The 14259-nt window shown below is 64.8% G+C and carries 16 protein-coding genes; 7 read left to right on the forward strand and 9 right to left on the reverse strand.

The window, feature by feature from the left end:
- Positions 1-2: 2 nt before the first annotated feature.
- Positions 3-179 carry a hypothetical protein gene (locus tag GPX89_RS29430; RefSeq protein ID WP_157390938.1) on the reverse strand — a complete coding sequence of 59 codons (177 nt, stop codon included), beginning with the start codon at positions 177-179 and terminating at the stop codon, positions 3-5.
- Positions 180-394: 215 nt separating this feature from the next.
- On the opposite strand from GPX89_RS29430, the gene GPX89_RS29435 reads away from it, so the two are divergent.
- Positions 395-1762, forward strand: a complete 1368-nt coding sequence (locus tag GPX89_RS29435) for a hypothetical protein (RefSeq protein WP_157390939.1) — start codon at positions 395-397, stop codon at positions 1760-1762.
- On the opposite strand, the gene GPX89_RS29440 is transcribed toward GPX89_RS29435, so the two are convergent.
- The 3 genes from GPX89_RS29440 to GPX89_RS46000 form a co-directional block, all read right to left on the reverse strand.
- The gene (locus GPX89_RS29440) at positions 1746-2285 is read right to left on the reverse strand and encodes an NUDIX hydrolase (protein ID WP_040860747.1); all 540 of its coding nucleotides are present in this window, start codon (positions 2283-2285) and stop codon (positions 1746-1748) included. The genes GPX89_RS29435 and GPX89_RS29440 overlap by 17 nt on opposite strands.
- A 247-nt stretch (positions 2286-2532) precedes the next feature.
- A complete protein-coding gene (locus GPX89_RS29445) occupies positions 2533-4146 on the reverse strand; it encodes an LA2681 family HEPN domain-containing protein (RefSeq protein ID WP_157390940.1) in 1614 nt (537 codons plus the stop codon).
- Positions 4147-4620: 474 nt separating this feature from the next.
- Positions 4621-6534 carry a CHAT domain-containing protein gene (locus tag GPX89_RS46000; protein ID WP_157390941.1) on the reverse strand — a complete coding sequence of 638 codons (1914 nt, stop codon included), beginning with the start codon at positions 6532-6534 and terminating at the stop codon, positions 4621-4623.
- Between the two features lie 188 nt (positions 6535-6722).
- Here GPX89_RS46000 and GPX89_RS29455 point away from each other — a divergent pair, with 188 nt between their 5' ends.
- A complete protein-coding gene (locus GPX89_RS29455; RefSeq protein WP_157390942.1) occupies positions 6723-6992 on the forward strand; it encodes a hypothetical protein in 270 nt (89 codons plus the stop codon).
- 285 nt (positions 6993-7277) lie between these two features.
- On the opposite strand, the gene GPX89_RS29460 is transcribed toward GPX89_RS29455, so the two are convergent.
- Positions 7278-7556 (reverse strand): hypothetical protein, encoded by a 279-nt coding sequence (locus GPX89_RS29460; protein WP_157390943.1) that lies wholly within the window; start codon positions 7554-7556, stop codon positions 7278-7280.
- A 113-nt stretch (positions 7557-7669) separates the two neighbouring features.
- Positions 7670-8872 carry a replication-relaxation family protein gene (locus GPX89_RS29465; RefSeq protein WP_198347646.1) on the reverse strand — a complete coding sequence of 401 codons (1203 nt, stop codon included), beginning with the start codon at positions 8870-8872 and terminating at the stop codon, positions 7670-7672.
- A 504-nt stretch (positions 8873-9376) separates the two neighbouring features.
- On the opposite strand from GPX89_RS29465, the gene GPX89_RS29470 reads away from it, so the two are divergent.
- The 5 genes from GPX89_RS29470 (at position 9377) to GPX89_RS29490 (ending at position 11667) form a co-directional block, all read left to right on the forward strand.
- Positions 9377-9607, forward strand: coding sequence for a ribbon-helix-helix domain-containing protein (locus GPX89_RS29470; RefSeq protein ID WP_157390945.1), 231 nt, complete (start codon positions 9377-9379; stop codon positions 9605-9607).
- Positions 9604-10047 (forward strand): type II toxin-antitoxin system VapC family toxin, encoded by a 444-nt coding sequence (locus tag GPX89_RS29475; protein WP_157390946.1) that lies wholly within the window; start codon positions 9604-9606, stop codon positions 10045-10047. The genes GPX89_RS29470 and GPX89_RS29475 overlap by 4 nt, the downstream gene beginning before the upstream one ends.
- Before the next feature lie 192 nt (positions 10048-10239).
- Positions 10240-10470 (forward strand): ribbon-helix-helix domain-containing protein, encoded by a 231-nt coding sequence (locus GPX89_RS29480; RefSeq protein WP_157390947.1) that lies wholly within the window; start codon positions 10240-10242, stop codon positions 10468-10470.
- On the forward strand, positions 10467-10910 hold the full coding sequence (locus GPX89_RS29485; protein ID WP_198347647.1) for a PIN domain-containing protein: 444 nt from the start codon (positions 10467-10469) through the stop codon (positions 10908-10910). Before GPX89_RS29480 ends, GPX89_RS29485 begins: the two co-directional genes overlap by 4 nt.
- Positions 10911-11238: 328 nt before the next feature.
- Positions 11239-11667: a MerR family transcriptional regulator gene (locus GPX89_RS29490; protein ID WP_157390948.1), complete on the forward strand. Its 429-nt coding sequence runs from the start codon at positions 11239-11241 to the stop codon at positions 11665-11667.
- A 31-nt stretch (positions 11668-11698) separates the two neighbouring features.
- On the opposite strand, the gene GPX89_RS29495 is transcribed toward GPX89_RS29490, so the two are convergent.
- From GPX89_RS29495 to GPX89_RS29505, 3 genes are all read right to left on the reverse strand, one after another.
- Entirely contained in the window at positions 11699-12454 is a 756-nt protein-coding gene (locus GPX89_RS29495; RefSeq protein WP_157390949.1) for a phytanoyl-CoA dioxygenase family protein, read from the reverse strand.
- A 391-nt stretch (positions 12455-12845) separates the two neighbouring features.
- Positions 12846-13181 carry a hypothetical protein gene (locus tag GPX89_RS29500; protein ID WP_157390950.1) on the reverse strand — a complete coding sequence of 112 codons (336 nt, stop codon included), beginning with the start codon at positions 13179-13181 and terminating at the stop codon, positions 12846-12848.
- Positions 13178-14194 (reverse strand): SDR family oxidoreductase, encoded by a 1017-nt coding sequence (locus GPX89_RS29505; protein ID WP_157390951.1) that lies wholly within the window; start codon positions 14192-14194, stop codon positions 13178-13180. The genes GPX89_RS29500 and GPX89_RS29505 overlap by 4 nt, the downstream gene beginning before the upstream one ends.
- Positions 14195-14259 lie beyond the last annotated feature (65 nt).

Genomic DNA, 14259 nt, shown 5'->3' on the forward strand with positions numbered 1-14259 from the left:
GCTCACCGCCCCCGACTGATCGGAACGTAGATACGTGGCGGTTCGGCCGCCAGCCGCGCCTGAATGTCGGCGACAGTGAGCCGAGCAGCGGGGCAACCGCTGCTGGTGAGAGCGCGGCCGGTCGCGGCAGCGGTGAAGACCAGTAGCGAGACGAGCGTGATGGCAAGAAGGATGTCCATGTCCGGCAGCTCCCGGTACTCGGCGGTCGTTGCAGCGCACCCAGATACCGCGAGCTCGTGGGCACTAGGCCCGCCCGGCATTGGGGCTGATTGCCAGTCCACTGCACGTCGGGCGGTCGGCGGTAGACGTGTGGGACGGGCGGGTGTGTGCACAGGGGGTGTGCGCGATCGCCGATTGATAGCGGTTCGGTGTTACCGGTGCCACACTGCGATTTATGGGACGCCGTGCGAAACAACCGAACCGGCAGTTCGAGGAGCTGGTCGAAGAGGCCGGCGGGGTACGCAAGGCCCTCGCCCGCCGCGTCGTCGACCGGGGCCGAGGTCTTGGGCTGAAGCTCAGCTACGACCACAGTTCGATCGGGCGCTGGTTGTCAGGGGAGCAGCCCCAGCCGCCGGTGCCGCAGCTGATCGCGGACACGCTGACCGAATTACTCGGGCGCACAATCACACCGGCCATGTGCGGCATGTCCAATCCCCGGGATGCGGCCGCGGATCTCGGCCTGGAGTTCTCACTCAGTCTCTCCGGAGCTGTCGACGCCTCGACCGCGTTGTGGCGCAGCGACATCGAACACCGACGCTTCCTGCAAGACACCTCCTACGCGGTCGCGGTCTACCCTGCCGCGTCCATGCGGTGGCTGACACTGCCCGGCCCTGAACACCCCGTATCCATCGGCTCGTCTCGACGGGTCGGGCAGATCGACGTCGACGCCGTGCAGTCCATGGCGGCCGCGTTCCGCGATCTGGACAACAAGGTCGGTGGCGGCAAGGTCCGCTCGACGATCGTGCAGTACCTGCACAGCTCGGTCGCGCCGCTGCTGCGCGGCAGCTTCAACGAACACATCGGCCGCCAACTGTTCGGCTCCACAGCCGAACTCGTCCGCCTTGCAGGATGGGCCGCCTACGACCAAGAAGACCACGGCCTCGCCCAGCGCTACCTGATCCAGGCCCTACGACTCGCCCGCGCCGCCAGCGACGGCGCACTCAGCGCCGAAATCATGGCCGCCATGAGCCACCAGGCCACCTACGTCGGCCGCCCCGGCGATGCCATCGACCTGGCCCGCGCCGCCCAGATCGCCGCGCGCACCGCGGGATTGGCCGCTCTCGAATCCGAATGCCACATGGTCGAAGCCCACGGCCACGCCGCCCGCCAAGACGAAACATCCTGCACCACAGCACTCAACGCGGCCGAACGCGCCTTCGACCGCGCCCGACCCGGTGAACAACCGGTATGGCTGGCCTACTTCGACCAGTCCTACATATCCGCGAAAACCGCCCATTGCTTCCGCGAACTCGGCGACCACACGCGCACAGCGCAATTCGCACAAAGATCATTGACAATGTCGGCTGGCTACCAACGCGGACGCGCATTCAACCTGAGCCTGCTCGCCTCAGCACTGACCGTCACCGACCCACGCGAGGCCGTACGGGTCGGACTCGGCGCGCTCGATATCGCCGCCGATCTCGCGTCCCGCCGCAGCCTGTCCTACCTGCGAGACCTGCGCTACCGATTGCGGCCGTTCAACGACCTGACCGAGGTCGCCGACTTCCGCCAGCAGATCCTCGAACTCACTCGGCGAGGCTGAGCGCCCGATAGATCGCCACCACCGTCGCCGCACCCACGATCTCACCCCGATCGATCATCGCCGCCGCCTCGGCCAGCGGGATCCACCGCACGTCCTCGGCCTCGTTGATGTCGGGTGCGGTGTCGGTCAGATCCGCACCCCGGGCGAGATAGATCTCCTGAGGCTGATCCAGGGTGCCGATCGAGGGCTGATAGGTCACCAGATGCTCCATCGCGCGCGGCCGCCACCCGGTCTCCTCCTCCACCTCCCGCGCCGCCGCCACCGCGACATCCTCGGCATGGTCGACATAGCCGCCCGGAAGCTCCCACACCCATTGATCGATGATGAACCGGTGCCGGTACATCAACAGCACTTCGCGATTCTCGTTGAGTACCAACGTCATCGCGCACCGTGGCATCCGCGCTACGTACTGAGTGAACCGGACCCCGTCCGGCAGTTCGACGTCGACCGTCGAGAGCCGAATGTGCCGATTCTCATCGACCAGGCGCTCCCCGAGGATGTTCCACTGCGTCGCACGCTTCACGCCCCAGACCCTACGCGGTCAACGGTTTGGCTGGGCTCTGCCTCGACCGCTTTCGCGCCTTGCTGCCCCGCCCGACGACTCACGATCGCACCCTCTACGGCTAGATCTTCGAGGTCCGTATCCAACACGATCGTGGTCTTACTCGGGAGAGGATGAATTTCGATCGTTCTGACCGTCGTGGAGCGAGTCTTGTTGCATCTGCTCACTGCCCGTCTCGCGTCCGGCTCGGGCAGTTCCCTCGCAATCCTCAGGCTGAAGGCATCGGACGGCTCGCCGAATCTTCCGGCTCGTCGGTCGTGGCCTTGCTCGCCTCAAAAACGTCCAGCAATGCGACCAGGTATAAGAAGGCCGCCCGAGCCACCGTCAGTGCTTGATGACAGGTTTCACGCATCGCGTCGAGGGTCATGGCCCGCATCGTGGCAGTGGTAGGGATGTCCTGCATCCCGAGGTGAACGAACACGAACCTATGCGTTCCGGCGTTCCGTACGTCTTGAGCGTGTCCGTAGAGGCTGCCCTCTGCCATATCGATCGCAAGTTCAGCCATCGCCAGAACCGGCATGATCAAGCGTTCGTTACTGATCAGGCTTGCTCGAAGCTGGGTGCAGTTCTTGTCCTCGAACCAGAACCTGCGGAACCACACCTTCCGCGGGTCATCACCGATCTGCAGGTGTTCGTTGACCGCGACCGCAGTCTTGTCGAGGACGTCTAGCGCTGCACGGTGGGCGAGAACGAGTTTGGCGGAAACTTCGCCGTGAACTGCTTGATCTAGGGTGTCGGTGTATACACCGGGATCTTCGCTGTGTTGGGTCCGGCCACCGTCTTGTTCGACAAGCTGGTCGGCTTCGAATGCCAGTCGTCGAGCGACGAGGTAGTCGGCTTTCAGGACGTTCAGAATCCTGAAAATGACCAAGGGTCTCGCAGCTGGTGCAGGAGCGGCCGCCGACCGCAAGCCGATGGTGTCCCACCGCCCGGTATGGCCATTGGAGCCTAGACCTTCGAGCGCGGCGACCAAGGCCAGGCGGTGGCGAATAATCCACTGCCCGTACGGATCTGCAGACATGATCGGGTCGTGGACGGGGTGATCGGTACCCAGGAGGTCCATCTCGTCGAAGCGCTGTGCGGCCGGTTCCCCTGCCACGGCGACTGTTCCTGCGCGGTTTGCTTTCGCCATGGCGAGGTAGTGGTCGTAAAGCGAACAGAGGTGGCCTTCGAAATCCCAGCCGGCGCCGATCGCCCTGCTGATCAGAACTGCCGCGTTACCTGCCGCGTTACCGTTCTCCGGATCCGCCTTTAGTGCGCGAACATACGCGTCGTACGCCTCGATCCACCGTCCCGAATGGTCCAAAGTGTTGGCCAGGTTGCACAGTCGCATACCGCGATCGCGGCCGCCATCGGCGAGCGCTGCGGCGGAATCCAGTTCGATTCGCGCGAGCCGAAGTCGTTCCCGGGCATCGAATCGCTGCTGCGCGTAGGTGACGGTGTGGCTGGAATCCCGCGCGTCTCCCTGGACTGGGTCGATCTCGAACTCGGCGATTGCGAGACGACTGTTTGCCAAGTTGTAGATTGCCGCCGACTCGAACCGGGTGTCGATCAACAAGCCGCTCTTCACGATGCGAGTCATCCACTCCTCACCGGAGCCCAGGGCCTCAATGTCCGATGCCCGAACTCCTGCGTTGATCAGCACTCCGGCCGCGTTCATCAAGATCGCGGCCTCCTCCAGGGTAGTCGGCTGCGGACTGTCGCCGAACGCATCCAGCACGATCGCCGTCATAATGACCAGCGCTTTCGTGGCGTCCTCATCGATCTTGCCGTCAAGAAAGATTGTGAGTCCTTCGACAGCCCGGAGCTTGTCTCGATCCATATGCGGAGTGTGCTGGCTCGGTGAAGAAAACGAAAACGAATAACCCCTGCGCCGGTGGGGGTGCCTGTCGTCGCCATTACGACCGCGATGCGTGGCGGTCACAATATCGGATCTACCAGCCATCCAGGTCGGCCCGATCGTCACGCAGTTGTCAATCGGCCGCGCTGGCCGGTTCGGTCAGCGCGGGAGGCGACATGTCAGGATCCAGTACTTCGCAACCGCTACGGTGGGCCTCGATCCCCGAGATCGCCTGCCCGTCAGACCGCGGCCGGTGTTGGTTCCGTCGATCACTGGAGTCCGGACAAGCACTCTCATGCCCACGTTCGCGGTTCGGCGCGGACGAGCTGCTGCCCGATCCTGCTCAAAAACGAATCTAGTTCGGCCACAGCATGATTCAACACCAACGGGCAAGTTCTCCCCCTGATCACGCACCGTGTCGGCAGCAACACGCTGACCGCAGCGAACTCGGTGCGGCTATCTCGCGATCAGCGAGAACGCCATCATGGCCGTTGGGTCGTCTCGCTGAATGCTCCGGAACCCCCCGGCGAGGTCATCAGGCCGTCGATCAAGCTCTCTACGCAGAGCTTTGAGGAACTTAGGTCCGGTCGTACGCGCGCCGATTTCCCATAGGGTGCCGACGACGACATCGACTCCCGCGCAAGCCAGGGCATGTGCGACCGAGGTCGCGGGCAGGAAGGAGTTCGGTCGTCCCGATTCACAGGCGATTACCGCCGCCCAACGCACATGCCGTAGATCGAGCTCGGCGACTTCCCTCAGGGTCAGTCGTGACGATTCCGTCCCCGTGGGGATTCCGGCGAGACTGTAGTCGTGCAGGTCGCTGGACGCATGACAGAAGAACACGAGTCCGGCCTTGCCTCGGCACGCCCGTTGCAGGACTTCGGGAGTGAGCCGACTGACGCGATCATCGCTGCTGAATACGGTGACGCTGTTCGGCGCGTTCTTGAAGGCTCGCACGGTGCCGTCATGGAGTCCCAGCGAGTCATCCATCACCAGAGCCGTTCCGCCAATTGGCTGCTCGTCATCGACCGTGTAATTGCTCGGTGCCGCAACCAGCTGTGGGAAGGGATTCATCCAGGCGATGTCCCTACCTTCGGCGAGAGTCCGCTGGTTGAATTTGAGGGCTGTCCACGGAATCCACGCCGCGAACCGCAGCGGGTTGAGGCGAATCGTGTCGTACTCGGCGATGACCCCGAGAACGGATCTCAGCTCCGCGGAAAGTCGTTGCCGATTCTCGCGTGGCTGGTCGATCTCGTCCACCGGGGGATGAATGCTCAGCCCGGCCAGCGCCATTAACGGCTCTATGGCGACTGGGAAGACATGGACCAGCACGTCGTCCGCGTGTTCGATCAGCACGATGGCGTGGCTGTCGGCAATGAGGATGTGAGCGACCGGTATCCGGTCTTCGACGCTTGGGATGGTGAACCAATTCGACATGTCGCGCGCGAGACCGGCGGCACAACGGTGAGCCGCGGGATCGTCGCTGAACGCGAGTCTCGCGATCGCGTGGGTGATTTCGTCGGCGATATAGGTCATGTACCCGGCCCGCTCCGGACTGAATACCGGGGCGGGAGAGTCTCGAAGCAACAAAGTGATGCGACTGGCGAATTCGATTTCTTCAGAGACCGTCTCGCACTCGCGGAGCCGCAGCATCAGCAGTCCGAGATGAACGTTCCCAACGGGCTGTTCCTTGCAGCGCGCGAGCGCCGCGTCGAGCAGCCGTCGTGCGCGGCGGCTGCGGCCGCCGTCAGACCGGTGATATATGCGCACGAGAAGCCCAGTGACCGCTGCGAATAGGTTCTCCGGGTCCGGACTGTCGGACAGGGCGTCCAACTTCGCCAGCAGCATGTCGGCCTTGTTGCGCACCTTGCGCCACCGAGCGCGGGGCAGTTCCTCCTGACCGAGCCCAGTCCGTTTGAGCAAGGTCGCGACGTCGCAGTCGAACGTGAGTGCGTCGAACTCCAGTAGCAGCAGCCGGTCCTCGGGCCGAATCGTTCTAAGGGCCATCTTGTGGACCTGGACGTTGGCGGCGACCGCCGCCTCGTGTCGCTGGCGTCGCCCGCGTTCGATGATGAGATCGAGACTTCGGTCGATGCCGACCATCGGCCTGGTCAGCTCGACCCACTGATGCAGGCCGCGCAGGAGCTGCCGCAAGAAGTTGACTCGGACCCGGGGATCCACCGGCAGCGCTTGACTGTCGAGTTCCACGGCCCGCACGAGCGCCACGCTGAGCTCGTCGAGTACGGCATCGGGCCGTCCTGCCCCTTGTCGTCGACGACTGGCGGCGGCCGTGCGCTCAGCGAGCTCTCGTGTTGCGTCACGGACAACCCTATTGGCGTTGTTCGCGCCGCCGAAACCGTAGCTGCTCACGAGCGCGGCAGTCTATCGGAACACTGTGTAGACCGACCGCTGGCTCATCGGCATGAGCGCGCACTTGAGTTCGCTAGAGCCAGCTTCGTGGTGGTTGGCCCATCGCTAGTGGCCGCTGACATGCAACAAGTCCGAAGGTCATCGACGATCTTGCGCGGTAACCGTTGCGGTACTCCAGAATTGGGCGTATGTCGTCAGAAGGTCTTGCAGGGCTCAGTGTTGTTTTGGGCATCATTGCAATCGGTGGTGCCGTGATCTCCGGCGTGTTCGTGTTCATGGTCGGCGCAGCCCTGTATGGCACAGCCTGGCTGTATTTTGTCGGCGTTGGACGCCTCCTGCGCAACCGAGCGATCGTCAAGGACGAGTTCTGGGGCAAGTGCATCGCGTTCGGTTCTGCAGGCATGTTCGCTGGTCTGGTGGTACTGACCACTCGTCTTTACGTCGCAGTCACGTCCTAGCAGTGGATTGTGAGCACTGGTCATTCATTGCGGCAATCCTGTGCTCCGGGCCACGCTAAGCAGCAATCCCAAGCACGATCCCAACCGCTGTCACGACAATGCCGAGCATCGCCCAACCCACGGTCGCAGTCGTTGGTCCGCACCGGAGCGCGTGTGACCGTACGAAACTCGGCAATGGCGGACGTCCGGGACGGGTCAGTTCGGCACGGCCGGTTGATCTTCCCAGCGCCGCGCTGGCCGCTTCGGTCAGCGCGGCTCGCGGCAGATTAGTGTGTTGCCTCTGATTTACATGGGCAGGTCGATGAACGGGAAGGTATCCCGGAAGTGTTCGAGTACATCGGGTCTGGCCACCAGTGCCGACTTCGCAGCGGCCGGACTCAAAGGTGGGTCGAACACGTCTTTGCCCCGGTGAAACGCTATGCCGTACAAGGCATCATCTTCTTGCTTGGTGAGCCCTTTGGGAGAGAACCTGATGATCTCCGATACCTTGCCAAGCTCATCACCGACACTCACTAGATCGAACATGTACTGCGGGATGTCCGGCATGTCGTTGGTGATGATCACATGCTCGCACCACCTGCGAAGTTCGTGCATATCGATAGCGTCGTTGTACAGACAGCTCAAGACGAACCCGATCGTTTGGTCGTCCTCCTGTGTCAGCCCCGTAACTGTTCCAGTCATGGCCACCCCGTCCATAGAATTCGGCTGGCCAAGCCTACGGGCCTGGTGCGACATCCTGGAATCGGCAGAATAGTGCGTTCAGCAGACGCGCTGAAGCATCGGGACACGCCACCCGGCGACGTCAGTTTTCGCCGATACCAACGGATCTCGACTGCGTTGGAGGGCGTCACGGTTGGCCGATGGTCGACGTCGGAATTCGCCAGCACAGCCACCGAGCGGAGCGAACGGTCACGGCCCGTCCGGGGATGCGTCGTCCAATTCGATGAAGCTCTCTTCGTCGGCCTGGTCGACCGGGGGTGCGGTCGCGGGCAAATTCGGCGTGGCAGGCCGTGACTGAGCGGGGATGAATAGGTCGTGGACCTGGGGTCGTAGTGGTCGAAGGCGGCCTCGTTGTAGGGCTGGCCGCCGCTGGAGTGGTGCGGGATTCGAGGTCCGCGTTCGGGTAGCTCGGTCAACCGGAGGCGCTCGGTCACCGTGTCGCCACCCCTGCCCGCCCATAAGGCCCAGACGGGTCCGGCCGGGCCGTCGGGGTGGGTGAGGTCGCGGGCGGTGGTGGCGATCACCATGCCCGGGTTGCTGCTGCCGAGTGTGCGGCGCAGCGCGGTCCGGAGCCCGCTTTCACGGCGTGTCGAATGTAGGGAGAACAGCAGGATTCCGAACCTGTCGGTGGGGAAGCTTTGGTAGTCGGTGAGTTTGGCGGCGAGGGTGGACAGGGTTTCGGTGCCGGTGTCGTATTCGAGGAAGAATCGCACCGCGTGTCCGTCCTGTTCCCAGCAGCCGTAGCCGTCGGGACGAATCTGTGGATCGCGCTCGAACGCCGTCCAAAACTGGTCGGCGCATTGGCGTTCCGACCACCACTGCGTCAGCCCCTCCAACACCGTCGCGGCAGGGTTGCGGTGCGCGGCCAGCGCGGCGAAGAACCCGTTGACACCCAGACGATGCCCGAGGGTCGGTGAGCATGCCAGCCGTTCGAGTGACAGCGCGTGGGCGGCCGGGGTCGGTGGCTTCTCGCCGCTCTGGGCCGCGATCAGGCGCGCACCGGAATAGCCGAGCGCGTGGCGCGTTTGGCTGGTGCCGCCGCCGTAGAGCGACTCGCGGAAGGCGAACAGCATTCCCATCTCGCGCAGCTTGGCCAGGCGGTCCTGCGCGCGGCGGACCGAGCTGAATTCCAGGCTGGCGATCTGGTCGGTGGTCAGCACCTTGTGTTCTGCAAGTAGTCCAAGCAGACGGCGGTCACGATCGAGCAGACGGAACCACGGACCCGCGTCCGGATGCCCGCCACGGTGCACGGTCCGGCCGCCGCGCCGCCCCCTGCGCGATGAACCTCCAGTATTGATACTGAGTCGGGATTTCGAGCCCACCCCCGGATCATGGGGTTGAGCGGCGCGGATGCTGACATCGTGTTCGGCGTTTGGGGCGGCGGCTATAGGACGCCGAGCAGACGCCGACCCACCCGCGCCACCATCCGCCGACCCAAGCGCAGGGCTGCGGTCGTCGTGGCCGGTCATCGGGCACCACCGCCCGCGACCGGTCGGGCACCCACGGCCCGGATGATCACGTCCGGCCCGTCAACCAGCACCACCAGGTTCGTATGCTGGTCCGTCAGGTCCACTCCATGAAAGAGCCGCAGGTCGTTGACCTGTGGCTCTTTTGTTTTCCGGCATTGCACGAACCGCGGATGCCCTACGTAGTACCCTACGTTCATGAAGGCCAAAACGAGCGTGTACCTGGATCCCGAGCAGGCTGCCCGTCTCAAGGAGGCTGCCGAAGCGGCGGGGCGATCGGAAGCCGATTTGATCCGGGAGGGGATCGAGTTGGTGTTGTTGCGGTCGCACCGGGTCCGTCGGACCCGTCCGTGGCCGTCGTTCGATTCCGGTGATCCTGGGTTCGCCGCAAACAGTGAGGACTTGCTCGGCGAGGCATACCGCGAGTGAGCTTCTTCATCGCCGACACCTCGGCCGTCATCGCCGCCTACGACCGTGCCGCGGAACTGCACGAGCGGGCGCGCGAGTTCCTCTCCACCTCTGTTGCGGTCGTGTCGCCGCTGGTGCTGGATGAGGTCGATCATCTGCTCGTGGCGCGGTTCGGAAAGAACCGCCGCACAGCCGATCTCGTCCTCGATGACCTGCTCACCTCGGCCGAAGAAGGCGCGGTGCTCGTGCCGCAGGTGGACCGTGACGACCTCCGAGTCGCCCAGAAGATCATCGAGCAGTATCGCGGCCTGCGCCTCGACCTGGCCGACGCGGTCACGGTCGTGCTCGCCGAGCGGTACCTCACCAACGACATACTGACGTTGGATGAGAAGGACTTTCGTGCCGTTCGACCCCTGACGCCCGCTCATCCGTCGTTCCGGCTGTTGCTCCAGGGCGACTGAACCGCCGATAACCGCGGTCGGGTGCCCACCGCCCTGATCATGATGTCCGGCCCGTCGACCAGCACCGCCCGGTTCGTATGCTGGTCCGTCAGGTCCACTCCATGAAAGAGCCGCAGGTCATTGACCTGTGGCTCTTTTGTTTGTCCGGCAATGCGCGAACCCGAGGGATGCCCTACGTAGCACCCTACGTTTATGAAGGCCAAAACGAGCGTGTACCTGGATCCCGAGCAGGCTGCCCGTCTCAAGAAGGCTGCCGAAGCGGCAGGGCGATCGGAAGCTGATTTGATCCGGGAGGGGATCGAGCTGGTGTTGTTGCGGTCGCACCGGGTCCGGCGGACCCGGCCGTGGCCGTCGTTGGATTCCGGCGATCCTGGGTTTGCCGCCAACAGTGAGGAATTGCTCGGCGAGGCATACGGCGAGTGAGCTTCTTCGTCGCCGACACATCGGCCGTCATCGCCGCTTACGACCGTGCCGCGGAACTGCACGAGCGGGCGCGCGAGTTCCTCTCCACCTCTGTTGCGGTCGTGTCGCCGCTGGTGCTGGATGAGGTCGATCATCTGCTCGTGGCGCGGTTCGGAAAGGACCGCCGCACAGCCGATCTCGTCCTGGATGACTTGCTCACCTCGGCAGAGGAGGGTGCGGTGCTCGTGCCGGAGGTGGACCGTGATGACCTCCGAGTCGCCCAGAAGATCATCGAGCAGTGTCGCGGCCTCCGCCTCGACCTGGCCGACGCGGTCACTGTCGTGCTCGCCGAGCGCTACCTCACCAATGACATATTGACGTTGGATGAGAAGGATTTTCGCGCTGTGCGGCCCCTGACGCCTGTTCATCCGTCGTTCCGGCTCTTGCTCCAGGGCGACTGAACCGGCAGACAACCGCGGTCGGGTACCCCGTCGGCCAGCCCCGCCCGGTTCGTATGCTGGTCCGTATCGAGGTTGTCGATCACACCTTGTCCCGAGCTGATGGTGACCCGATGCGGCGCCATGGTGGCTGTGTGCCGGCTCGTTCCTGATCCCGCGCGCCCGGGGGCGGGACTGATGAGCCTGCGCGCCTGGCTGATCGGCATCCCTGAGGCTGCGGAATCCTGAGCGGTGTTCGCGATGGCGAATATCGTGAAACGCAACCGTTCAGGCGAAATATCCGGGTCGACCGGGCCTGTCGTGGAGTCGGAGTAGCGGCTGAGGAGGCGGGATGCGGGAGCGCATGACGATCGGAGAGCTGTCCCGGCGGACCGGGGTGACGGTGAAAGCATTGCGTGAGTACACCGATCTGGGATTGATCTACTCTCTGGGCCGCAGTCCCGGCGGGTACCGGCTCTACGACACCGGCGCCCTGTTGTGCGTGCGGTTCATCAGCGAAATGCGAGCGATGGGACTGACCATCGCCGAAATCCACGAACTTGCCGCCACATTCGATGAGCCGGGCACCGACACGGCGGTCGAGTCGCACCTGGAAAGGCTACTCGTGCGTTCACGCGCACGGCTGCGTGCACGAATAGCGGCCGCGCGACAGATCCTGGACCGCATCGACGACTTCGAATACGATCTGCGGCGCCGAGCGAGCACGGATCCTCCGCACTGGATGGCTCGCCCCCAGAACACCGGCAGCGACCTGCCGTAGATTGCTGCCGGATGTCCTCGCGGTGGCGCGGTCAGCCGCCTACCCGTGGGTAACGCACCGGGTCGATCGGCTGGCCCGCGCGCATGGGGAGTGGATCGCTGCCGGGGACCGGACGATAGGTGGCGCCGGCGTCGGTGAAAGTGACCACGAATGCCAGCCGGATCTCGTCGGTGGAATTGGGTCCGGCCTCGTGTGCGGTGCGATTGTGATGGAAGGTGACGCCGCCCGCGCGCACGGGCACGGTGATTCGCGGATTCCATTGCAGGCCGGGCCAAGTGTCGATCAGATACGTGGCGAAGGCATCACCTCGAACCGTCTCGAAATCGGCGCGTTCGGGCCCCGGCCGACGGTGCGAACCGGGCAAGAAGGTCATCGCGCCCCGTTGCACCGGTACGTCGACCAAGGCGATCCACGCGTTGAAGGTGAGAGCCGAATCCAGCAGGCTGAAGGTCATGTCCTCGTGGAGTCCGCTCGGGGTCGGTTCATGGGGCGGCTTGGCGAGGATCTCACCGCCCCACACCCGCAGCGGGCGGCCCGCGAGTCGCTCGGCGGCCGCGCCCAGGCGCGGATGTAGCGCGAGTTCACGCAGCGTCTCGTTCTTCTCCCACGCGTCGGTGGTGGCGATCAGCCCGACCTGCGCGGTGCGGTGGCGTGGATCGACGAACTGCTGCGCCGCCCGGCGATAGATGCCGATCTCGTCCTCGGTGAACAGTTCCGGAACAACGGTGAAGCCGTCCCGGTGGAACTGGTCGGCGTGCGTACCGTCGATGGGTATGGTCGTGGTCATCGAAACCTCCTCGTGTCGAGATGATTTCGACCGTATGACTTACCCCCGGGGTGAGAGTCAACCCGCCATCCGCCGCCCGTTCGCCGTGGACGGTCATCGGGAATCACCGCCGAGGGTTGCCCGAACCCACCGCCCGAATCGTGATGTCGGGCCCGTCGACCAATACCGCCCGGTTCGTATGGTCCAGTCGCCGAGTTGGACCAGGTCGTCGATCACGCGCTGCACGAGATCGCCCACGGCCGCTTCGACCGCATTGCCTCTACCGCGGGTACTCGCGCAGCGCTTCATCGATGGCGCGATCACGAGACCGCCCGATGAGCCCGCCGCGCAACGTATCCGGCATGACGGACGATCAGGACGTGGCGGCGCGGGCGTGGGCGAGAGACGCTCGTCAGGTGTCGGCGGATATCTCGCGGGGGCGAGTCAGGACGAAGCCGGACCCGGTGAGCACGGTCGCTATCAGGGCGTCGGCCAAGGCGGGACGACGATAGCTGCGGTCCGCGACCGCCAGCGTGAACATCGACAGCGCGTGCAGGGCATCCACGGTGACGCCGAGGCGGGTGAGAGCGGGGCGACGGGACGTGAGCGCGGCTTGCACGATGTGGCGGGCGGCGAGAACACGTAGCGCGGCGACGAGTTCCGGTGGTGTCGTTCGCTCCGAGATACGCTGGGAGACAAGCGCATACACGGCGCCGAGTCCCAAGCGCGCAAGGGTGAACGTCCTCATCGACGACTCCCGCGCAGGGCCCGGCTCGCGCTCGCCAGCAGGGCCGCGCCCGCCATTCTGCCGAGCAGCCCATGGTGCTGCGAGGCCCACAGTTGCAGGCTGTGGCCGGTGGATCGGTCGTCGAAGAGACCGTGCGCCCCATAGTCGTGGCCGCCGGGGCCGTCGGCGGGTTCCCACAGGTTGGCAGGCTGATCGGCCGGACGGGGGCGGTCGGTCTGCTGAGAGTCGAATCCGGTGCGCGCCAGGTAGCGGTCGAGTACGCCGGGGGCGATCGCATTGGCGATCAGCGTTCCCACGGTGCTGCCGCCGACCCAGTATTCCCGGCGTCGAGGATGGTCGGCCGCGTGAACCACTGCGTGCGCGGCGACTTCGGGTTGGTAGATCGGCGGGACCGGTTGCGCCTGACGCGGCAGCCGCGAGAGCACCCAGGAGAACTGGGGCGTATTGACCGCGGGCATCTGGACCATGGTGACGTGCACTTTGCTCTTGTCGTGCAACAGTTCACAACGAAGCGCTTCGTGGAAGCCCTGGATGGCATGCTTCGACCCGCAGTAGGCGGTCTGCAGCGGGATTCCCCGGTAGGCGAGCGCCGAGCCGACCTGCACGATCGTGCCGTGTTCGCGCTCGCGCATGCGCCGCAGTGCCGTCATGGTCCCGTACACGAAACCGAGGTAGTTCACCTCGGTCACCCGCTTGAACTCCGCCGCCGTGATCTGCGCGAAGGTCGAGAACACCGAGGTGAAGGCGACATTCACCCAGACGTCGATCGGCCCGAACGCATCCTCGGTGGCCCTCGCCGCCGCCTCCACCTGCTCGGGATCCGACACATCCGTGGGCAAGACCAGCGATTGGCCGCCCGCCTTCTCGACATCGCGCGCCGCGCCGGTCAATCCTTGCTCGCCGCGAGCCAGCAACGCCACCTGGGCGCCGCGCGCACCGAAAGCCTCAGCGGTGGCCCGACCGATACCGCCCGAGGCTCCGGTGACCACCACAACCTGCCGTGTCTTCGTCATCTTCGCAGCTCCGATCGTGCAGCGTTGGTCCGACATGTCACCGACGTACTTCCCCGGGAAGCCGC

The sequence above is a fragment of the Nocardia terrae genome, assembly GCF_009760405.1.
Lineage (GTDB): Bacteria > Actinomycetota > Actinomycetes > Mycobacteriales > Mycobacteriaceae > Nocardia > Nocardia terrae.